This is a genomic window from Geomonas anaerohicana (genome assembly GCF_016458305.1).
Lineage (GTDB): Bacteria > Desulfobacterota > Desulfuromonadia > Geobacterales > Geobacteraceae > Geomonas > Geomonas anaerohicana.
Genome location: NZ_JAEMHL010000017.1, coordinates 1 through 20,083, shown reverse-complemented (window position 1 = coordinate 20,083; position 20,083 = coordinate 1). Strand labels below are relative to the sequence as shown.

Sequence of the window (20,083 nt, the reverse complement as noted above, 5' to 3'; positions counted from 1 at the left end):
ATTGACGGTTTGCAAAAGAATCTTGGCGGGTTACGCCGCACCTTTCGGTGCCCGGTGCGGCAGCTACACGCCGCACTCCTTCAGGAAGGCCAGCGACTTCAGTTCACGGTCCAGGTGGAGGTCGATGGCGGGGTTCAAAAGGAGGTCCGCCTCGCGCAGCAACGCGTCCGGAAAGACCACGGCCCCGAAACGGCCGGTCTGCATGGCACGGGCCAGGAGGGATGCCGTTTCCTCGGAGACGCCGCGCACCTGCAGTTCCGGTTGGTAGCCCAGTATCTTCAGGAGGTTGACCGCGAAGAAGCGGCGGTCGGAGGGGGAGGCGGGGGCGTCGTTGAGGCGTTCCAGGTAGCAGTACAGGAGGCGGAACAGGCGCGGGTTGGGTTCGTCTTCCGGGGTGAGCCGTTCCACCAGTTCGCAGGCGTAGGCAGCGCAGCCGATCCTGGCGAGGTCGGCGCGGATGCCGGGGAAGATGCCGACGATGTCGGCGCTGGACAGCGTGGGAAGGGAGGTGCCGAGGTGCAACTGTAGTTTGAGGTGTGCGAAGGGCTCCAGGGCCCCAGCGAAGCGTTTCTTGCTCCGTTTGGCGCCACGTGCCACCCCCTGCAGTTTCCCCTGTTCCAGGGTGAACAAGGTGACGATACGGTCCGCCTCCCCGAAGTCGGTGAGGCGCAGCACTATCCCTTCAGCCTCCGTGTTTTTCATGGACAGGAAAGTAGCATCATGGCAGGGGTGGAGTCAACGGGGCATCTGCAGAGACGATGGCCTTCTTATCGGCCGGGTCATTACTCCCTCCCCCGGAGGGGGAGGGCTGGGGAGGGGGAGGAGGATGGACTTACCCCCGCATATTCAACCTGTGCATCAAAATCCCCAAGTACCGGTTCAGCGGGTGGCTTCTGGGGAGGGACTTGATGGGCGGGGTCCCCCTGGTGCCGCACTTGGCGAGTTCGGTGTAGAACTCCTGCCCGCCGCCTGCCTGCACCCCCTTGCGCAGCATCTCCAGCCCTTTCCCCTTTTCGCCGGCGAGGACCAGGATGCGCCCCAGGTTCAACCGGATGCGCAGGTTGTCCGGATCGTCGCGGAAGGCCCTCTCCGCGAGCTTCAGTGCTTCCCCTGGGTCCCCGCCGCTTTTGGCCTGGCTGTAGGCCAAGTCGGACGCAGTTTCCGCCGAATCTTCCAGCGCCTGTGCCTGCCCGAAGCAGCAGCGTGCCAGGAAGTAGAGCTGGCGGTTCAGCGCTTCCACCCCTTTTTGCCGCAGTTCGTAGACGTCACTCCCCGGCTGGATCTGGTCCACCTTCTCCAGCACCACGTAGCTGGTGGGGGGGGCGCCTTCCAGGAACTCCTCCCGGTGCATCTCCGCAAAGGAGCAGGGAGGCTGCGGAAAATGCACGTCTCCCTCGTACTGTCCGTGCACCACGGTGAGGTAGATCCTCTGGCACAAGGGGAGCGCCTCCCGGAACACGGCCTCGCCGCCGCAGATGAAGAGCTCCTCGTCCCCCTCGGCGGCCGCGATCCCTTCCTGGAGGGTGCGGGCCACGATGACCCCGTCGGTCCTCCCCATGCTCTTGCTGAGCACGATGTTCTTGCGTCCGTCCAGGGGATGGCCGATCGATTCGAAGGTCTTTCTTCCCATCAGCACTGCGTGTCCCATGGTGAGGCTTCGGAAACGAGCGAGATCGGCGGGAATATCCCACGGCAGCTTCCCGTGCGCGCCTATCACCCTGTTGTCAGACATGGCAGCAATGATGGAGATGATCATAAGGCCTCCGCAGTCATCTGTGATCGCATTACACTAGCGCAGCGTCACCACCGTGACACCGTCGCCCCCTTCGAAACGCTCGCCGGTGCGGAACTCCGCCACCAGCGGGTGCCCGGTCAGGTAGCTGCGCACCCCCTTCATCAGGGCGCCGGTCCCTTTGCCGTGCACGACGCGCACCTCGGACATCCGCTCCAGCGCGGCGTGGTTCAGGAAGGGCTCCAACTCCCCGATGGCTTCCTCCACCCGCATCCCGAGCAGGTTGATGCTGGTCGCGGGCTCGGAGGCTGCGGCCTCCGCCTCCTGCTGCCGGGCGCGCTGCTTACGTACCTTCTTCGGCTCTTTCCCCTTGGGCTTTAACAGCGATACCAGTGCGACGTCCAGTTCCATGCTCCCGGCGCGCACGCGGGCACGCCCGGCACGACGATCCACGGAGAGGATGGTGGCGTCGCAGTTGAGCGGCTTCACGAAGAGGACATCGCCCGCTGCTACCTGGTCCGGGTCGACGTTCTCCTCGGGGTGCAACCCGTCCAGCGCGGCTTCGACCTCGCGTGCCGCCTGGTCCAGCTTTTCCTTGGCCTCGCGCGCCTTGTCGCGCTTGGCCTCGTCGATCATGGCCGCCACCTCGCGACGGGCCTTGGCGATCACCTGCTGCGCCTCCAGGAGCCCCTTCTCTCGGGCATCCTGAACCAGCCGGGCCGCCTCGTCGCGGCGGTCCACCAGGTTGTGCTCCGCGCGTGTCAGCTTCTCTTCGCGCTCGGCCAGTTCGGCCAGGGTGCGGTCCAACTGCTCGCGCTTTTCCTTCAGGTCACGCAGCAGGGCATGGAAGTCCGCCTCCATGGTGCCGATCATGCCCCGCGCAAAGCTGACCACCCGTTCGGGGAGGCCGTAGCGGCTGGCGATCTCGAGAGCATGCGACTCGCCCGGTTCGCCGACCACCAGCCGGTACAAGGGCGCCAGCTTCTGCCGGTCGAAGGCCATGGCCGCGTTCACCATCCCGGCTTCGCGCTGCACGAAGCCGATGATCTCGGTGAGGTGGGTGGTTGCCACCACCAGTGCCCCTTTGTTCTGCAACTCTTTGAGCACGGCGCAGGCGATGGCGGCACCCTGTCCCGGTTCGGTGCCGGTGCCGAGCTCGTCCAAAAGCACCAGGGCGCCGCGGTCGGCATGCTCGATGATGCTGGAGATCTTGGAGATGTGGGCCGAGAAGGTGGAGAGGCTCTCCTCGATGGACTGCTCGTCGCCGATGTCCACCAGGATGCTGTCGACCTTGGGCAGCACGGTGCCGGGGAGGGCAGGGACCGGCATGCCGCACAGGGCCATGACGGAAAGAAGTCCCGCATTCTTGATGGCGATGGTCTTGCCGCCGGTGTTGGGGCCGGTGACCACCATGACGCGGTTCTCCGCTGCCAGTTCCAGGTCGAGCGGGACCACGTCTTTCCCCATCAGGGTGAGGATCGGGTGGCGTGCCGCCTTGAGCAGGATGGTCGGGGTGTCGGCGATGACCGGCGTCTCGCTCCTGAGACGGTCGCTCAAGGTGGCGATGCAGTTGAGGATGTCGAGCTCCACCAGCGCCTCGAACTGCTGCAGGATCGTCTCGGCGTCCTCCCTGATCCAGTCGCAGATCTGCCGGACGATGCGGATCTCCTCGGCCCGCTCGTCGGCCACCAGGTTCTCCAGTTCGTTGGCGAGGCCGATGATCTCCAGCGGCTCCATGAAGGCGGTCTCGCCCGAGTTGGATACGTCGTGCACCACGCCGGGGACCATCCCCTTGGAGTCCATGCGCACCGGGATCACCCAGCGCCCGGAGCGCTGCGTGATGAAGTCGTCCTGCAGGAAGATCGCCGTGTGCCGTTCGCGCACGATCTCCTCGAGCCGTTTCTTGATGCGGGTGGTGAGTCCCTTCTTCCTGCCCCGGATGTCGGCCAAAAGCCGGGAGGCGGTGTCGAGGATTTCACCCTCCTCGTTGACGGTGTGCTCGAGCGGGTTTAAAAGGTCCGGGAATCCGGTGATGCAGCCGACCTCGGCCAGGAGCAGCGGTACGTCGCTGCGGAAGGATAGTTGTGAGGCCACCGCGGCCATGACACGCAGGGTGGGGATGAAGCGCTGCAGGGCAATGGGGGCGATGACCGCGCCCTTGGGACGGACCGCCCTGACCTGCGGGGTGATGTCCTCGAAGGGAGCGAGCTTCAGCGCGATGCCGAGCCGGGTCAGCTTGCGGATCTCGTCGACGAGCCCCAGGCGCAGTTCCATCTCCTGGCGGGTTCGTAGCGGTGCTATGGCAAGGGCTCCCTCGTGGGATGCCTCGCAGTGGGCGAAGGTTGCGGCGGTTTCCAGGATCTTGTCGAATTCCAGCCGCTTCAGGGTGTCCTTGTTGATCATGTAGATAACTCCGGGGGAAAAAACAGGAAAAGCGGATTACAAAAACCAGGCGACCGGGCTGAACAGGCGCTCCAGGAAGCGCACCGGCCAACCCCGTTTTTCGTGCTCGTGCAGAACGATGCGCCGGGTGCCGGCGAAATCGGCTTCCAGCATGTCGGCGACCTGGGCGCCGAAGTCGTGGCTGTCGACCACCACGTTCAATTCATAGTTACGGTGGAAGCTCCTGAGGTCCATGTTGGCGGAGCCGACCATGGTCCAGTCGCCGTCAATGATAAGGACCTTGGCGTGCAGCACGGCGCTGTCCATCTCGTGGATCTCTACGCCATTTCTCAGCAACTGGCCGTAGTAGGTCCGGCTCACCAGGCGCACCAGCGGGACATCGCTCTTGTAGGGGAGTAGCAGCCTCACCCGGACCCCTCGTCCAGCCGCCCGCAGCATGGAACGGATCACCCGCGGTCCCGGTATGAAATAGGGGCTGGCGATGGTGACGCTCTCCGAGGCGCCGGCGATGGCAACCCGGAAGGCGCTCCTGATGAAGCTGCGCTTCTGGTGCGGTCCGCCGTTCACTACCATGACTTTCGCATCGCCGTCAAGTTCCGGCAGCGGAGCGGGATCGGTTCCCACCGGAGGCACGCCGACCTCCTCGGTCCAGGCCTCGCGGAACAGGCGCAGCAACTCCAGCCCTGCCTCACCTTCGATCCTCAGTCCCACGTCGCGCCACTTGGTCTTCTTCTTTCCGAAGCCGGAGTAGACGTCGGCGATGTTCATGCCGCCGGTGAAGATGCGCCAGCCGTCGATGATGACGATCTTGCGGTGATCGCGCTTGTCGAACCAGGCGAGGCCTCGGCGAAAGGGGGGCGGGTTGAAGGGGGCGCAGTTGACGCCTCCCTTGGCGAGTCTCTTGAAGTAAGCGGCAGGGGTGTCGAAACAGCCGATGTAATCGTAGAGCACGTAGACCCGCACCCCGCGCGAGGCTGCGGCGAGGAGGGCGTCGGCCACCATGCGCCCGGTCTCGTCATCGGCGATGGTGTAGAACTCCAGGCAGATGCTTTCGCTGGCCTCGGGCAGCGCCTCCAAAAGGGCAGTGAAGAATTCGGAGCCGTAGCGGTACAGCGTGGCGCGGTTGCCCAGGAACGTGGCGGCCTCGGTGTTCCTCCTGAAGAAGTCGAAGAACTTCGCCGTCTGAAACAGCAACTGCTTTCTTTTTCGCCGCACGGTGGTCATAGGCCCAACCCAAAAGCGAAAAGCGCGGAAATAACGTCAACCGGTTACTTCCGCGCTTCGGGTGTAACGACTAAGGGGAATACCCGTTAGACAGAAACAACTTCCTTGATGCCGGGGATCTTCTCTTTGATGGTCCTTTCGATACCCATCTTGAGGGTCATGGTGGACATCGGGCAGTGGCCGCATGCCCCTACCAGGCGCACCTTGACAATCCCGTCGTCGGTCACTTCTACGAGTTCAACATCGCCGCCGTCAGCCTGCAGCGCCGGCCTGATGTTCTCCAGTATCGCTTTTACTTCTTCAGTCATGTACTCCTCCGTGTGCTTTGGTTTGGAACAGGTATGAGTCTATAGGATTTTTACAATAATTGCAAAGCCCGCCGACACTCCCCCGACGACGGTGTGCCGTCTGTCTCTCTCCCCCCGGGAGAGGGTGTCCGGAGGGCGGGTGAGGGCTCTGCCGGCTCTGTTTCGCTGGCCTTGGTACTGCTAATCCTTGCCGTGCACGCCCGGGGTGGTGAGCGGGTAGGGGGCCAGCACCTCTTCGAACTCCTCCTCGGTCAGGATGCCACGCTCCAGGATTACCTCCCGGATGCTCTTGCCGGTTTTCGCGGATTCCTTGGCGACCTCGGCTGCCGCAGCGTAGCCGATGCTGGGCGCGAGCACCGTGGCGAGCCCTACGGACTGGTCCAGGAAGTTGCGGCAGCGCTCCTCGTTGGCGGTGATTCCGTTGATGCAGAGCGAGGTCAGCTGGTGCAGGCAGTTTTTCAGGATCTCCATGGCGAAGAGCAGGTTGAAGGCGATGACCGGCATCATCACGTTCAGTTCCAGCTGCCCGGCCTGGGCCGCCAGCGCCACGGTCAGATCGCACCCCATGACCTGGAAGCAGACCATGTTGGTCACCTCCGGCAGTACCGGGTTCACCTTGCCCGGCATGATCGAGGAGCCCGGCTGCATGGCGGGGAGGTTGATCTCGCCCAGACCGGTGCGGGGGCCGGAGGAGAGCAGGCGCAGGTCGTTGGCCAGCTTGATCAGGTTGACCGCGGCCCCCTTGACGCTGGAGGAGAGGGCGACGAAGGGATCCATGTTCTGCATCCGCTCGACGAGGCTTTCGCCCCGGGTCAACTCCTGCCCGGTCTCGCGCGCGAGCGCCTCGACGACCAGGTCGATGAAAGCCTGTTCCGCGTTAAGTCCCGTTCCGACTGCGGTGCCGCCGATCCCCAGCTCGCGCAGCCCGGCAAAGGTGCGCTCGATGCCGGAGCGGTTGTTGGCGATGGCGATGGACCAGGCGGAAAACTCCTGCCCCAGGCGGATCGGCACCGCGTCCTGCAGGTGGGTGCGGCCGGACTTCAGGATGTGGTCGAACTCGATCCCCTTGCGCGCCAGCGCGTCGGAGAGATCACGCAGTTCGTTGTCCAGTTCCTGCGCCAGCTCCAGCGCCGCCAGGCGCATCGCCGTCGGGAAGACGTCGTTGGTGGACTGCGCCATGTTGACGTGGTCGTTGGCGTTGACCCGTGCATAGTCGCCGATTTGGCCTCCCAGGATCTCGTTGGCGCGGTTGGCCAGCACCTCGTTCACGTTCATGTTGTGGGATGTGCCCGCGCCGGCCTGGAACGGGTCGACCACGAACTGGTCGGCGAACCGGCCCGCGAGTGCCTCGTCGGCTGCCTGGACGATGGCCTCGCCCAATTCCCTGGCAAGTCTGTGCGTGGTCATGTTGGCGATGGCCGCACATTTCTTGATCCGTACCGTGGACCGCACCAGCGCCTGGTGGGGTTTCAAGCCGGAGATGGGGAAGTTGTTGACTGCGCGCTGGGTCTGGGCGCCGTAGTAGGCGCCTTCGGGGACCTCGACCGTCCCCATGGTGTCCTTTTCCAACCGGTGTGCCATGACTAGCTCCTCAAAAACAAGTTTCTTGGCATGCTGTCGATCAAAACACTCTGCACTGTCTTTGTGCCGTCAGCCCCGGCTTTCGGCGCGTCACTGTGACATTGGGCGGAGAATCAGGCAGAGCCTGTGTCTCAGCATGGCGCTATCAGTGTACCAGATCTGCCAGTGTCAGCAGCTCTTCGGTCGTTTTCATCTCAAAGACAGCACACCCCATGGCTTCCGGAACTGCCAGGTCGACGCGGTAGCGGTCGCCGACAAAGAGCGTCTCCTGCGCACGACAGTCGATCTTGGCCAGGATGTCCTCGATGATGCGACGATCGGGTTTGGGGATCCAGTGGTCCTCGATGGTGAACACCCGCTCCAGCAGGTCGTCCACCCCGATCTGCTTCATGATCCTGCTGGAGAGGTTGCGGTTGTTGTTGGTGTAGAGGTGCAGTTGGAAGCGGGTCGAGAGAAGTTGCAGGAGCACCCGGACACGGTGGTCGGGCTTGAGCAGTTGTTCGGGGTGGCAGTCGGCGGCGAACCGGAGATGCATCTCCTGCAGGGTCCCCCCCAGGGCCACCACGGCACGGCTGAGCGTGCCGCCGGCGCCGTCGGCGGCGCGGGTCGCCTGCAGCAGGGTTTCCGCCTCAGCCGGTGCCACCCCCTTTAGGTCGGCCACGTAGTGGATGGCGCTCTGGTTGACCTCCTCTCCCAGGCGGTCTTCCTGGTACAGCGTCCCGTCCAGGTCGAAGACGATGGCTTTGATGGTCAAAGCCCCATCCCCCATTTCCTCATGCACAGAAGCTGCGGGTTTGCCACCCCTTTGGCCTGGATCAGCACCTTGAAGGTGTCACCCATACCGCCTTCGGGCATCATCAGCTTCTTGATGGCCAGCCGGTGTTTCAGGCTTTCATGCTCGTCCTTGGCCTGGGCCACGAGTTGCATCAGTTCCTCCATGAGCCCAACCCCCAAAAGGAACCGGTACTGCTCGCCGTACCAGACTGCGACCAGGTCCTCCTCCTTGCCCGCCTCGATCAGGGAGCTGAAGTTGATGTGGGTGGTGATGTCCTGCTCCCCAACCAGCTGGTAGGGGTTCTCGTTGGTGCTGTGCTTGTGGTAGCAGAGCAGGGTGCCGTTGCGCCGTTGCGGGGTGTAGAGCTCTTCGGCGAGGTAGCCGTAATCGATGGTGAGCACGAAGCCGCGCTCGAGCGTCGCGGCCGCGCGGGCGATCCAGGCCGGTGCGGCGAGGTTGATCTCCGCCCGCTGGCCGGGCATGAGGCGCACCTCGAATTTCGCCAGGTAGGCAGCCAGTTCCGGGGTGGACGGGGGGAGGAGCTTTTCACGGAAACCGTCGGCGTCCGCCGAAATGAAAACCTCCTTAAGGCCGTCCTCCGCCATCTCGACCAGGTGCACCGGCATGGCGTCGAACAGCTCGTTGGAGATGATGCAGCCGGTGAAGCTGAGCGCGCCGTCGGAAAGTTCCTGCGGCGAGCTCCAGGCCAGGCGGTCGGCGTGCTGCGCGAGCCGTGCGGCCTGGGCCTCCTGCAGGGACGGCTCCTTCTCGATCAGGCGATAGGTGAGGGCGGCGTAGAGGCTGGGATTCTCCTCCGTGATGGCGTCCAGGATGTCCTGCGCCAGTTGCCCACCCCCCGCGCCGGCTTCGGCGACGGTGAAGGATTCGGGGCGATCGAGCAGTTCCCAGAAGCGTCCGATCTCGCGGGAGATCAGGCGGCCGAAGGCGCTGTGCACGTTCATGCTGGTGTAGAAATCCCCTTCGGCGCCTACCTTGCGCCCCGGGGAAGTGTAGTAGCCCAGGTCGGGTTCGTAGAGAGCGCTCTCCATGAAGGAGGCGAAGGTGATGTCACCGCGGGAGCGGATGCGTTTGAGGATGATTTCTGCCAGTTGCGTCGTTGCCACTTCGTCAGCCATTAAAAGCCCTCCTGAATCTGAAGGTCTTTTTATATACGGAACGAAAATGGTTGTCAACGCGGGCTAAAGCTCTATCGCGCCTGCGCGTGTAGCTTCAGGCCCAAAGCCGCCACTATTTTCAGTATGGTGTCGAAGCTGGGGACGCGTTCCCCGGAAAGGGCTTTGTAGAGGCTTTCACGCGAAAGACCTGCGTCTCGGGCGACTTGTGACATTCCTTTGGCACGTGCTATGTCACCAAGAGCCTTGGCGACGAAAGCTGCGTCGCCATTTGATTCTTCCAGGCACGCTTCCAGGTAAGCTGCCATCTCCTCGGGTGTCTGGAGATGCTCAGCGACATCGTAAGGGGTAGTCATCGTTTTTGCCATGTTCAGCTCCTAAAGTCCCTGTGCAAGGGTCACTGCTCTCTTGATGTCCCGGCCTTGGGTGCTTTTGTTACCGCCTGCCAAAAGAATTATCAGCTTGTCCCCGTGTTTCGTGAAGTAGACGCGATACCCGGGGCCATAATCAATCCGCATTTCGGAAACCCCTTCGCCGACGGCCTTGACGTCTCCAGGGTTTCCTGCTGCAAGGCGTTCAATCCTGATGAGAATGCGTGCTTTTGCCTGTACGTCACGCAGGTTATCGAGCCACTTAGCAAAGGTCTCTGTTTTGCGGATTTCTGCCATGACCTTAGTGTATCCGGCTGGCTACAAGATGTCAACGTGTGGACGCAGGGCGTTAGAACTACAGGTGAGCGTGGTAGAGTTGGGCGGTCGCGGTGGCCATCGCGGCGAGTTCCTCGCGCAAGTCCGCCGGTTGCAGCAGTTCGGCGTGGGCGCCGTAGGAGAGGAGCCAGGCGAGGATCTCCATCTTCCCGCCGGCATGGAAGTTCAAAAGCAGCGTGCCGTCCTGCTGTTCCTCGATCTTCTGCGACGAGTGCCAGACGCGGTCCCTGATGGCATGGGCGATGGATGCGGAGAAGCGGATCGCCACGTCCATGGGGGGCTCGGCCACGATGCCGAACGCTTCACCAAGCGCGGAGCCGGGGTGGAATCCCTCCGGTATCTCGAAACGCTCTTTCAGCGGCTCGACGGCGCAGATGCGCTCGATGGCGAAGGTGCGCAGTGCCTCGCGCTCCTGCGCGTAGCCCAAAAGGTAGATGCCGCCTTTCTGGAAGAGCAGGGTGTAGGGATCGACCCGGTAGTCGACCGGTTCGGGACGGCTGGGGGTACGGTAGGAGATGACCACGGTCTGCTGGTAGAGCAGGGAGTTGCGGATCAGTTGCAGGTACTCGGCGCAGCGGGAGTAATCGCGCTTCCCCTGCAGAAGCGGCAGGGACACCTCGGCTATCCGCTCCATATGGGCGGCGAGGCGCGGCGGCAATACCGAGTTCACCTTGCGGAAGACGCTCTGCATGTCCTCCAGGAACGGGGTTCCCTTGAGGAGGTCGAGCTGGGAGCGCAAAAGGGAAAGGGTCATCAGCTCCTGCAAGGTGAAGCTGATGGGAGGGACGTCCTTGAACCGGGTCAGGAAGCGGTACACCTTCTCCCCGTCCTGCCAATCGGAGATGAGTGGGTAGCCCGCCTCCTGGATGGCGATCAGGTCGCGGTGGATGGTGCGCTTGTTTACGCCGGTCTCCTCGGCGAGCTCGGCCACTGAGATGCCGTGACGCGCCTCGATGAGGCGGATCACGTCGTGGACCCGGCCCGCCTGGGAGTATTTGCGCGGGGGACGTCCCTTTCCGGTCACGGCTGCTCGGGCTGCTGCTCTGCCGGCTTGGCCTTGGGCTTGCGACGGCGACGTTTGCGCTTGGCCGGTGCATCGCCGTTAGCGGCCGCCTCCCCGGTAGGTGTGGTTTCGGCGGTCGGCTGAGTTTCCTTTTGCTCCGCCTTCTCCTTGCCGGCACCGGACCTGCCGCTTCTGCCGCGGGATTCACCGCGCCCGGATTTCTCGCCACGTCCGCCGGATTTGCCGCCTCTGCCGCCGGGTTTCTCCTCGGTGCGGCGCGGAGGCCGGGCGGTTCTCTTGTAGTCGTGGACGAACATGTCGTCCTCCGCCCACTCGGTGGGGATCTTCTGCTTGATGAACTCCTGGATGGCCTCGATGAAGAAGGCGCCGTCCTCGTCTGCCAGCGAGATCGCCATTCCCTCGGCTCCGGCGCGGGCGGTGCGGCCGATGCGGTGCACGTAATCCTCGCAGTCCTGGGGCAGGTCATAGTTGATGACGTGGGATACCCCTTCGATGTGGATACCGCGGGAAGCGACGTCGGTGGCGATCATGATCGGGAGCAGACCGGCCTTGAAGTCGGCGAGGATCTTCATCCGCTTTCTCTGTTCGACGTCGCCGGAGATCACCTTGGCCGGGAACTCGTTGGCGTTGAGGCGGTCCTGCAGGTACTCCGCTTCACGCTTGGTGTTCACGAAGATCATGGTCCGCTCCATGCCCATCTTGCGGAGCAGGCCGAGGAGCAGCGGGAATTTCTCTTTGCGAGCCACGTGGTAGAGCACCTGCTCCACGCGTTCAGCGGTCATCTGCTCCGGCGTCACCGAGACCTTCTCCGGCATGTTCATGAACTCGTAGGCGAGTTCCATGACGCGGGTGTTCAAGGTGGCGGAGAAAAGGAGGTTCTGGCGCTTGTCGTAGGGGGGGAGCCTTCTCAGGATGAAACGGAGGTCGGCGATAAAGCCCATGTCGAACATGCGGTCGGCCTCGTCGATGACCAGCGCCTCGATGTCCTTCAAGGAGTAGACCTTCTGCTTTAGGTAATCGATCAGGCGTCCCGGGGTGCCGATGACGATGTCGGCGCCGGCCTTCAGTGCGTCGCGCTGCTTCATGTAGTCAACGCCGCCGTAGATGGCCTGGACGGTGAAGCCGGTGTGCTTGCCCAGGGCCTGGGCGTCCTTCTCGATCTGGACCACCAGCTCACGGGTCGGTGCGAGGATGAGGGCGCGGGGGTGATTGACGGCGCCGGTTTTCTGCTGGCTCAGCAGCTTGGTGAATACGGTGATGAGGAAGGTGGCGGTCTTGCCGGTGCCGGTCTGGGCTTGGCCCGCGACGTCCTTGCCGGTGAGGGCCAGAGGCAGCGCCTTTTCCTGTATCGGTGTGCAGTCGGTGAAGCCGGTTTCGTCGATGCCCTTCTGGACCAGTTCCGGCAGCTGCAGCTCGGTAAATTTCATGTCTGTGTTTTCCTTTTTTGCCTTATTTCAACCGGATACAATTAGCATGTTGTGAGAAAAATGGCAATGACAGAAAGGACAACAGGGGCGCAGGGGTAAAAACTAAAGCTTTAACGCAAAGGCGCAAAGCCGCAGAGGCGCAAAGGAATAACAAATGGATCGTGGTTTTTACCCTCGCCAGTCTTTCTTAGCGTCTTCGCGCCTCTGCGCCTTTGCGTTAGGTCTTTCAGCCTCGTTTTCCGTCTATCTTTGCGACCTTGCGGCTTTGCGTTAGATAAAAAGTGTTGGTTTTTGGTTTCCCTTTACGGTTTTTGTGTTGTTGGCGTCTTGGCGGCTTTGCGTGACACGTTTTTTTGTGTTATGTTCCCCGCGACAAAATCCGCAAGAGGTACCGATGACGCAATCTTTTATTCACATCGAATCACCCAACTACCTGAGACTCCAAGATCTTCCCACCCCGCCCGACTGGCCGGGCATTTTCGGCAACGACAACAGGCTTGCCCTCGAGATCGGCTGCGGCGTGGGAGACTTCATGCTCAAAACCGCACTGGACCAGCCCGATACCAACTTCGTTGCCATCGACTTCTACAACAAGGGATGCGACAAGACTTGCCGCCGCATCGACCGCCATGGCGTTACCAACGTGCGCGTGGTGCGCGACGAGGCCCGTGCCTTCGTCACCGAACGCATCCCCAAGGGGAGCCTCTCCGCCATCTACATCAACTGCCCCGATCCCTGGCCCAAGAAGCGGCATCGCAAACGGCGCCTGGTGAACCAGGAGTTCATCGAGTTTCTCCTGGACTACATGGTTCCCGGTGCCGACTTCTTTTTTGCCACCGACTTCGACGACTACGGCATCGACGTTGCCAACGCGCTGCCCGGTATCGCGGCGTTGGAGAACCAGTTCGGGTCGGATCTCTACCGCCACGAGTTTCCCGGCTACCATCTTTCCAAGTACATGCGCAAGTTCATGGCCGAGGGAAAGCAGATCTATTTCATGCACTACAAGGTGAAGTAGTTGGGAGTGACAAACGAAAAGAGGGGGACCCGTTCGGTGTCCCCCTCTTTTTTGTGCTGGTGTTGCTCTCTTAATGTCCTTTGCGAGACAGTCTGGTGACATCGATGTCGACCATGCGCCAGATGCCCCCCTCGTAGTTAGGGTCCTTCTTTAGCTGTTCAAGAGGGGTCGGCGGCGGGATTTCCATGTCTTCCCCGTCGAAATACACCTCTGCAGCCTCCTGTATCATGCGGGGCAGATCTTCTTCTGAGTCGGCTGCTGAAAAACATCCAGGGAAGTCAGGGATGACCACCCCGTGGGCGTGTTTGTCGTCACCTCCGTGTAGATAAACCGGGTACAACATTTCCTACCTCCACTCCCAACCCGCTTGCTTGAAGATATGTCGCAGCGTGCCGATTGGAATGTCCTTGCGCGGACACGGGACGACAACGTGTCCCTGCTTCATGGGGTGTTTGAACTTCCGATGATCCCCCTTGCCGCCGACACACTGCCACCCCTCTTCTTCCAGTCGTCTGATGATCTCACGGCTACCCATTCCATTTATATACAGAGTACTTACGGATGAGCAAGGAGAAAAGGTGCAGCTGTCTCTAATCCTTTACGAGAACATCCGCATCAGGTGCCCCTTGAGCGTCGACTCGAAGTCCGCCTCACGGTCGCCGCGGTAGACCAGCGATGAACCGATCTCGGCGGCGAGGATGGCGAAGAGGTATTTCTGGGGCAGGTTCTTGATGCGCTTGGCGTACTTCGGCTCCTCCCTCAGCATCTTGGGCAGGTGCGCAAGGATCGCCTTCCGGTAGATGGGCTGCAGACACAACTGCGGCCGGTTCTGAAAGAAGCGGTAGATGGTCGCGTACTGCTCGTTGATCTCGCCGCTTAAGGCATCGGAGATCTCGGTGCAGAGAAGTCCCGGCTGCTCGCGGTGCCGCTTCAGGATCAGCCGTGCCTCGTCCGCCGCGCGCTGCTCCAGTATCTCCAGGACGTCCTGAACGTAACGCTCCTTGTGCGCCATGAATTCCGTCTCGGTAAGGAGCAGGTTGGCGATGATCTCGTAGGAGGAGGAGATCACCCCGCACTTGTTGGCCGAGGCGTCGCGCATGATGATGACCCCCTTCTTCTGCAACTGCACGCGCGCTTCCGGGGTGATGAAGGAGTTGGCCCCCTCGACGATGGCCCCCGCGGAAGGGGCGCCGTTGGGCAGCAGGTAGTTCTGCCAGTTGTCCTTGTCGATCGTCTCCGGCCGCCCGCCGGCAGGGATGAAGAGGTCGCTCTTCACCGTGAAGGGAAGCCCGGCGTAGACCCTGGAAAACTCGTCGGTGGAGATCCACTCCTCCCTGAGCCCCTCGTTGGTCTTGCTCACCTTCCGGTACAACTCGCGCAGGCCGTCGCGCCGGCTGCCGCTGCGGTAGAGCAGGAAGCCACCCGGGTGCAGCGCCTGCGGGTCGAAGGCATCGAGATCCTGCTGCAGTACGATGCGCCCCAACTCCTTGCGGTCGGCCCCCTCGGGGTCGCATAGCGCAGCGGTGCCGTCCAGGATCAGCTTGATCGCCACCTGCGGGGCGCGCTCAAGGAGGATGCGCATGGCGTTACCCGCGACGTCTCCGTTGGGGCCGCCGGTGAACTTCACGCTGAAGGGATCGCGGTAGATGTCGATGCCCAGTTCCGCCATGGTGATTTCGGCGAACTTCACCACGCCGGTCGAGGTGACGCCGTACTCCTTGTGGTTGATCCCCACCTCCTTGCTGGACATGATGCCGATGCCAAGGATGTAGCCGCGCCGTTTGGAGATGCGCGCGATGTTCTCGATCATGGAGTCGTGCATGTTCTCGTCCGGCCCCAGCTCGATCGGTTCGTCCTCGCGGTAGTAGTCAACCACCGCGGGCGACCTGGCCACCCCGTTGTCGGTCACGAAGATGTCCAGGAAGGCATTGGTGACGCCGTGCTGCAGCTTGTACAGGCGCCAGTTTTCCATCTGGCGTTCACCGCCGCGCTGCAGGTCGGAGGAGTCCAGGATCAGCACCAGCTTCGAGCCCCCTTCGTAGATATCTTTGTTCTTCAGGTGCTGGGTATGCGCCAGCACGAAGTTCTCGCGGAAGATGGTGTTCGAGTTGGTGATGAAGTCGTCCATGTTGCGGGCGATGACGGTGCGCCAGCCGCCGCGGGCGATGTCGGAGAAGCCGATGTGGTAGCCAAACCCGAAGCGGCTGAAGAAGAAGGTGACCCGGAAGGGGAGCGCCTGGGGCAGGTCCGCCGTAAAGGCCGGCCCCAGCTCGGTCAGGTAGCTCGGGTCGAGCCGGAACGCGAAGGCCTGCTTCTCCAGCACGAAGAAGTTGGTCTTCAGGGTATGGGTGATGAAGATGAGGCAGCAGCGGTAGATGGCGCGGCGCACCTCGTCCAGGTAGCGGTGGCCCGTGTTGTAGTCATTCACCGCCCGCACCGTTTCCTCCCGGATGGAGGCGTAGAGCGGGTGGCTCTCGGTGATGGCTGGGTCGAAGCGGGCCTTGAACAGCTTCACGAGCTGCAGCGACATCTCGGGGTGCGCGTGGAAGGCGTTCTGCACGTCGTCCAGGCCGAACCGGTCCGGCTGGTTATGGGCCAGGTTGGTATGGCAGAAGGCGATGAAAGCGTTCACCAGGGAGGCTTCCTCGCCGGTCATGACGTTGTTGGTGACGAACTCGCGGTAGGTGTAGCTCTTGGTCGAGACGATCTGGGTGTTGTAGAGCTCCTGCTGCAGCCTGCGGTACAGCTCGGAGCCCGGCTCCAGCACCTCGCCGGAGCGCCGGTTCACCAGGAAGGTCCCCAGGAAGTAGGGGTGGATGCCGTTGGAGATGGTGAGACAGTAGGCGCGGTTGACGCCGAGGTCGAGCCGGTTGAACACCTCCATGAGCTGCAGCAGGAACTCCTTCTGGGGCGGGTTCGCCACCGCGAAATGCACCCTCGATATCTTGACGTCCGGGGTCGGCTCGACGTGGAGGTACAAGCCGCCGCTCCTGCTCGATTTCTGCAGCAGCTGCAGCACCTGGGCCACGCGCAGCGGCGAGGCAACCTTCACGTAACTTTCGTTGTTGAGCCAGAGGATCTTGAGCAGGCGGTCGAACTCCTTCATGTCGAATTCGGGATAGGTCGCGCGCAACTCGGCGGCGGTCTTGCGCATCAGCCCTTGGGGGAGTTGCACCTCCTTCCATGCCTTGATGTCGTCGTTGCTCTTGCGGTCGAACTCGAAGCGCTGTATCTCCAGCGCCTGGCTCATGCCGGGCATGGGGCCGTCGGAATGGGTGATCATGGCATAGGAGATCTCCCGGTCCTGGAAGTGCCGCAGCGAATCGTACAGCGAACCGGGTTCGTTGACCCTGGCCAGGATCAGGCTCTTGTCGCGGTCCGCCAGGATCAGGCGCCGGTTGCTCTTGAGGGAAAGAAGCTCGCGCTCCAGAAGCACCAGTGCCTCCGGTTCGTCCTGCATGGATGTGAAGAAGTAAGGGTTTATCTGCTCTTTCAGCCACTTGCGATTTTCGGAAAGCTCACTGGCGACGCTTCTTCTGACATTGGCCTTGCTGGTCATGCTTCATTCCCCTTTAACTTCGATATAACTGCTCCTGCACCAGTATATCAATGACCACGCAATTTACTAAAACGAACTTGCTTCTGGCGGAAAAAAGTTTGCTATAAGCAAACGGTGCAGCCGTATCGCCTCTCGGAGCAGCAGCTTCTTGCAAAGGCAATTTCGGTCGTGGCTGCAGGAGATCTGGTAGGGAGGAGGCACTGGAGGCAGGTGACAAGGTCCGGATGGATGATTCTTTGCCACTGACAAAACCAGTTGAAACTGGACCTGCTACTGGGTATGATGCCGGGATTGAGAACGTTCGGATGGAGGAACGGTGCAGAGATATTTGACTGCCGAGGTGCCCGGTATCGGCGGCACAATGAAAAACACCCCCGACGACTTCATCGTCGAGGAGATTCCCGCGTACCTCCCCGGCGGGCAGGGGGAGCACTGCTACGTCGCCATCGAAAAGCGGGGCATCGCAACGTTGGAAGCGGTGCGCCGTCTCGCCAAGGCTCTTGGCGTGCAGGAGCGGGATATCGGTTACGCCGGCATGAAAGACGCCGTGGGTATCACCCGCCAGACCGTCTCTATCCCGCGGGTCGCACCCGACAAGGTGCGCACCCTGGATATCCCCGGTATCAAGGTGCTCTCCGCCGTTCTGCACGGCAACAAGCTGCGGCTCGGGCACCTGAAGGGAAACCGTTTTGAAATCAGGGTTCGCGACGTGGCACCCGGCGCGCTGGCACAGGCCGAGGCGGTGCTGGCGGTCCTGTCATCGCGCGGTGTACCCAACCGGTTTGGTGCGCAGCGCTACGGTGTGCAGGGGAACACCCACGACATCGGCGCCGCCATGCTGCGTCGCGACTTCAGGGCCGCGGTCGATACGCTGATCGGTGATCCCGCGCAGGTGACGGACGAGCGCTGGCGGCAGGCCATCGCAGCTTACCGGCAGGGCGACCTGGCCGGAAGCCTCGCCCTGTTTCCCGGGCACTTTCGCACCGAACGCGAACTGCTGGGACGGCTACAGCAGCGCCCCGACGCCTACGAAAAAGCCTTTCACGCGGTACAACCGCGCATGAAAAGGCTGTACCTCTCCGCCTTCCAGTCTTCCCTGTTCGACCTGGTGCTGGAGCAGAGGATGGAGCGTCTGGACCAGGTGGAAGAGGGTGACATCGCCTTCAAGCATGACAACGGCGCCTGTTTTCTGGTTCAGGACGCTGCCGCCGAGGCGCCGCGGGTCCAGGCCTTCGAGATTTCCGCAACCGGCCCCATGTTCGGCTGCACCATGATGGAGGCCAAGGGGGCGCAGGGGGAGTTGGAAGCCGGGATCCTGGCTGCCGAAGGGCTGGTGCCCGAGAGTTTCAATCTTTCCGGGGGGCTGCGCATGGAAGGGGAGCGCCGCCCGCTGCGCGTGCCGCTGTCGGCTGCCTCGGTGCGCCAGGATGGCAGCGACCTGCTCTTCGATTTCTCTCTGCCGCGCGGGGCCTATGCTACCTGCGTCCTCAGCGAAGTAATGAAAGATCAATAAATCCTGTTCCCCTTGAGCGGGGTGGAAGGAGTTAGTTGTGGAAAAACTGCAATTACAGGCACCGGCCAAGGTCAACTACCGTTTGGACGTGCTTGGGAAGAGGCCGGACGGCTATCATGACCTGCGTATGGTCATGCAGCGGGTAGGCCTGTGTGACGAGATCAGTATCACCCTGAGCGCGGCTCCCGGCATCCGCGTCACCTGCGGCAAGAAGGGGGTGCCCGACGGGCCCGGTAACATCGCCTGGCGTGCGGCCGATGTGCTCCTGAAGCTGTCCGGGAAAGAGGTAGGTATCGACATCGCCATCGACAAACGCATCCCGGTGGCCGCCGGTCTGGGCGGGGGGAGCAGCGACGCCGCCACCGTGCTCATGGGGGTTAACGAACTCCTGGGACTGGGGCTTTCCGATCAACGCCTGATGGAGATAGGGGTGAAGCTGGGTGCCGACGTCCCATTCTTTATCTTCAAGAAAACCGCGTTGGCGGAAGGGATAGGGGACCAGCTCACCGCGATGGAGTCGATGCCGAGCCTGTGGGTGGTCTTGGTTAATCCCGGCATCCATGTCCCAACCGCCTGGGTCTATCAAAATTTAATATTGACAGAGAAGGGTCCCGCCACTATAATCCGCGGTTCATACAGCAGTGCGGCAGAAGTTGCCGAGCTTTTGTCCAACGACCTCGAGCCGGTCACCTGCGGGAAGCATCCGCTGCTGAACGAGGTGAAGGACATGCTGCTCACCGCCGGAGCAACGGGTTCCCTGATGTCCGGCAGCGGCGCCACCGTCTTCGGGATCTTCGAGGATGAAGCCGTAGCCAGGAAAGCGGCGGCCGACATAGCCGCGGCGCGCGGCTGGTTCGCGGAAGCGGTGCAGACGCTGTAAGAGAAAAGAAATAGATTATTGGGGCGTCGCCAAGCGGTAAGGCAACGGGTTTTGATCCCGTCATTCCCAGGTTCGATCCCTGGCGCCCCAGCCAATAAAAACGGGCACTTATCTTTTTTGATAAGTGCCCGTTTCTGCTTTGGTGACCTTTTTCGTGACCGTTTTTCCCGGCGCTGCAGGGGCGCTGCGTCCGGCGGGGATAGTCCCCTGTGAGTCGGCGTGCAAAAATGACTCACCTTTAGGCCGAATCGGCATCCCAAATTGATAACATGTTAAAGGCACCTGGCTGCCCGCACCATCGAGGCTCAACGTGCAGACCACATCAAGGGACCATTTCTCTTTCCCCATTATGCTAAGCTACTGGCCGAACTAGTAACAGCCAAGCCGCGCCATCACATCCTGCCAGACATAAGGGACAGCATTACCTCACCTGCCAAATTGACCTCTCCATGAGGTGTTTCTGTACCAGTATCAGTTGCAGCTAGGTAAAGTCTGCACTCAGTGAATTTGTCGTTACAGAAGTGGTCGAGCATGAAGTCCCACTTCAGGCGATGCAGTTGGTCTTTCATCAGAGTCGTAAATATGTGCAGCGTGCCATGCAGAACCCGCCGTGTTGGTACAGGGTAATTATATTCTATTGCATTGACCGGTGATGTACCCTGACTGGCAGACGGCGAGCAGTAAACCCTGGACGAGAACAACGAGGTGCTCTGCCCGGATTGGGAAGCTCCCCCGCTAATGTAGACACCTCAACCAAACGGAGGTGTCGGAAATGGCAAAGATGGTGGGACCAAGAAAA

General features: G+C 61.8%; 18 protein-coding genes and 1 tRNA gene. 4 read left to right on the top strand and 15 right to left on the bottom strand.

Annotated elements, in window-relative coordinates; translation table 11 throughout:
* Window positions 1-63: 63 nt before the first annotated feature.
* From recO to JFN91_RS20000, 12 genes are all read right to left on the bottom strand, one after another.
* The gene (gene recO, locus JFN91_RS20055) at window positions 64-702 is read right to left on the bottom strand and encodes a DNA repair protein RecO (protein WP_199390926.1); all 639 of its coding nucleotides are present in this window, start codon (window positions 700-702) and stop codon (window positions 64-66) included.
* A gap of 130 nt (window positions 703-832) precedes the next feature.
* A complete protein-coding gene (locus JFN91_RS20050) occupies window positions 833-1,756 on the bottom strand; it encodes a dihydrofolate reductase (protein WP_199390925.1) in 924 nt (307 codons plus the stop codon).
* Window positions 1,757-1,789: 33 nt separating this feature from the next.
* Entirely contained in the window at window positions 1,790-4,135 is a 2,346-nt protein-coding gene (locus tag JFN91_RS20045; protein WP_199390924.1) for an endonuclease MutS2, read from the bottom strand.
* Between the two features lie 36 nt (window positions 4,136-4,171).
* Window positions 4,172-5,359 (bottom strand): phospholipase D-like domain-containing protein, encoded by a 1,188-nt coding sequence (locus JFN91_RS20040; RefSeq protein ID WP_199390923.1) that lies wholly within the window; start codon window positions 5,357-5,359, stop codon window positions 4,172-4,174.
* An 86-nt stretch (window positions 5,360-5,445) separates the two neighbouring features.
* Window positions 5,446-5,667, bottom strand: coding sequence for a NifU family protein (locus JFN91_RS20035; protein WP_199390922.1), 222 nt, complete (start codon window positions 5,665-5,667; stop codon window positions 5,446-5,448).
* Between the two features lie 180 nt (window positions 5,668-5,847).
* A complete protein-coding gene (locus JFN91_RS20030) occupies window positions 5,848-7,248 on the bottom strand; it encodes an aspartate ammonia-lyase (protein ID WP_199390921.1) in 1,401 nt (466 codons plus the stop codon).
* A 145-nt stretch (window positions 7,249-7,393) separates the two neighbouring features.
* Window positions 7,394-8,002 (bottom strand): HAD family hydrolase, encoded by a 609-nt coding sequence (locus JFN91_RS20025; RefSeq protein WP_236015280.1) that lies wholly within the window; start codon window positions 8,000-8,002, stop codon window positions 7,394-7,396.
* The gene (locus JFN91_RS20020; RefSeq protein ID WP_199390919.1) at window positions 7,999-9,159 is read right to left on the bottom strand and encodes a class I SAM-dependent methyltransferase; all 1,161 of its coding nucleotides are present in this window, start codon (window positions 9,157-9,159) and stop codon (window positions 7,999-8,001) included. Before JFN91_RS20020 ends, JFN91_RS20025 begins: the two co-directional genes overlap by 4 nt.
* Before the next feature lie 71 nt (window positions 9,160-9,230).
* Window positions 9,231-9,524, bottom strand: coding sequence for an addiction module antidote protein (locus JFN91_RS20015; RefSeq protein WP_199390918.1), 294 nt, complete (start codon window positions 9,522-9,524; stop codon window positions 9,231-9,233).
* Between the two features lie 9 nt (window positions 9,525-9,533).
* Complete coding sequence (locus JFN91_RS20010; RefSeq protein WP_199390917.1) at window positions 9,534-9,824, bottom strand: type II toxin-antitoxin system RelE/ParE family toxin; 291 nt, start codon at window positions 9,822-9,824, stop codon at window positions 9,534-9,536.
* A gap of 58 nt (window positions 9,825-9,882) precedes the next feature.
* A complete protein-coding gene (locus JFN91_RS20005; protein ID WP_199390916.1) occupies window positions 9,883-10,887 on the bottom strand; it encodes a helix-turn-helix transcriptional regulator in 1,005 nt (334 codons plus the stop codon).
* Window positions 10,884-12,314: a DEAD/DEAH box helicase gene (locus tag JFN91_RS20000; RefSeq protein ID WP_199390915.1), complete on the bottom strand. Its 1,431-nt coding sequence runs from the start codon at window positions 12,312-12,314 to the stop codon at window positions 10,884-10,886. The genes JFN91_RS20005 and JFN91_RS20000 overlap by 4 nt, the downstream gene beginning before the upstream one ends.
* A gap of 394 nt (window positions 12,315-12,708) precedes the next feature.
* Between JFN91_RS20000 and trmB the strand changes: the two genes are divergently transcribed.
* Complete coding sequence (gene trmB, locus JFN91_RS19995; protein ID WP_199390914.1) at window positions 12,709-13,332, top strand: tRNA (guanosine(46)-N7)-methyltransferase TrmB; 624 nt, start codon at window positions 12,709-12,711, stop codon at window positions 13,330-13,332.
* A 70-nt stretch (window positions 13,333-13,402) separates the two neighbouring features.
* Here trmB and JFN91_RS19990 read toward each other — a convergent pair whose 3' ends face one another.
* From JFN91_RS19990 to JFN91_RS19980, 3 genes are all read right to left on the bottom strand, one after another.
* On the bottom strand, window positions 13,403-13,675 hold the full coding sequence (locus tag JFN91_RS19990) for a type II toxin-antitoxin system HicB family antitoxin (RefSeq protein ID WP_199390913.1): 273 nt from the start codon (window positions 13,673-13,675) through the stop codon (window positions 13,403-13,405).
* Window positions 13,676-13,678: 3 nt separating this feature from the next.
* Window positions 13,679-13,867: a type II toxin-antitoxin system HicA family toxin gene (locus JFN91_RS22540; protein ID WP_199390912.1), complete on the bottom strand. Its 189-nt coding sequence runs from the start codon at window positions 13,865-13,867 to the stop codon at window positions 13,679-13,681.
* 63 nt (window positions 13,868-13,930) lie between these two features.
* Window positions 13,931-16,891 carry an NAD-glutamate dehydrogenase domain-containing protein gene (locus tag JFN91_RS19980; protein WP_199390911.1) on the bottom strand — a complete coding sequence of 987 codons (2,961 nt, stop codon included), beginning with the start codon at window positions 16,889-16,891 and terminating at the stop codon, window positions 13,931-13,933.
* A gap of 361 nt (window positions 16,892-17,252) precedes the next feature.
* Here JFN91_RS19980 and truD point away from each other — a divergent pair, with 361 nt between their 5' ends.
* From truD to JFN91_RS19965, 3 genes are all read left to right on the top strand, one after another.
* Entirely contained in the window at window positions 17,253-18,404 is a 1,152-nt protein-coding gene (gene truD / locus JFN91_RS19975; protein ID WP_215907465.1) for a tRNA pseudouridine(13) synthase TruD, read from the top strand.
* A gap of 37 nt (window positions 18,405-18,441) precedes the next feature.
* Entirely contained in the window at window positions 18,442-19,284 is an 843-nt protein-coding gene (gene ispE / locus JFN91_RS19970) for a 4-(cytidine 5'-diphospho)-2-C-methyl-D-erythritol kinase (RefSeq protein WP_199390909.1), read from the top strand.
* 19 nt (window positions 19,285-19,303) lie between these two features.
* Window positions 19,304-19,378, top strand: a tRNA-Gln gene (locus JFN91_RS19965).
* The last annotated feature ends 705 nt before the right edge of the window (window positions 19,379-20,083 follow it).

Bases quoted from the DNA above. Each gene is read 5' to 3' on its own strand.
- JFN91_RS20010 (WP_199390917.1), bottom strand. From the start codon at position 9,824: ATGGCAGAAATCCGCAAAACAGAGACCTTTGCTAAGTGGCTCGATAAC.
- JFN91_RS20035 (WP_199390922.1), bottom strand. From the start codon at position 5,667: ATGACTGAAGAAGTAAAAGCGATACTGGAGAACATCAGGCCGGCGCTG.
- JFN91_RS20045 (WP_199390924.1), bottom strand. From the start codon at position 4,135: ATGATCAACAAGGACACCCTGAAGCGGCTGGAATTCGACAAGATCCTG.
- trmB (WP_199390914.1), top strand. From the start codon at position 12,709: ATGACGCAATCTTTTATTCACATCGAATCACCCAACTACCTGAGACTC.
- JFN91_RS20020 (WP_199390919.1), bottom strand. From the start codon at position 9,159: ATGGCTGACGAAGTGGCAACGACGCAACTGGCAGAAATCATCCTCAAA.
- truD (WP_215907465.1), top strand. From the start codon at position 17,253: ATGAAAAACACCCCCGACGACTTCATCGTCGAGGAGATTCCCGCGTAC.
- JFN91_RS22540 (WP_199390912.1), bottom strand. From the start codon at position 13,867: ATGGGTAGCCGTGAGATCATCAGACGACTGGAAGAAGAGGGGTGGCAG.
- JFN91_RS20040 (WP_199390923.1), bottom strand. From the start codon at position 5,359: ATGACCACCGTGCGGCGAAAAAGAAAGCAGTTGCTGTTTCAGACGGCG.
- JFN91_RS19980 (WP_199390911.1), bottom strand. From the start codon at position 16,891: ATGACCAGCAAGGCCAATGTCAGAAGAAGCGTCGCCAGTGAGCTTTCC.
- JFN91_RS20030 (WP_199390921.1), bottom strand. From the start codon at position 7,248: ATGGCACACCGGTTGGAAAAGGACACCATGGGGACGGTCGAGGTCCCC.
- JFN91_RS20050 (WP_199390925.1), bottom strand. From the start codon at position 1,756: ATGATCATCTCCATCATTGCTGCCATGTCTGACAACAGGGTGATAGGC.
- JFN91_RS20015 (WP_199390918.1), bottom strand. From the start codon at position 9,524: ATGGCAAAAACGATGACTACCCCTTACGATGTCGCTGAGCATCTCCAG.
- JFN91_RS20000 (WP_199390915.1), bottom strand. From the start codon at position 12,314: ATGAAATTTACCGAGCTGCAGCTGCCGGAACTGGTCCAGAAGGGCATC.
- recO (WP_199390926.1), bottom strand. From the start codon at position 702: ATGAAAAACACGGAGGCTGAAGGGATAGTGCTGCGCCTCACCGACTTC.
- JFN91_RS19990 (WP_199390913.1), bottom strand. From the start codon at position 13,675: ATGTTGTACCCGGTTTATCTACACGGAGGTGACGACAAACACGCCCAC.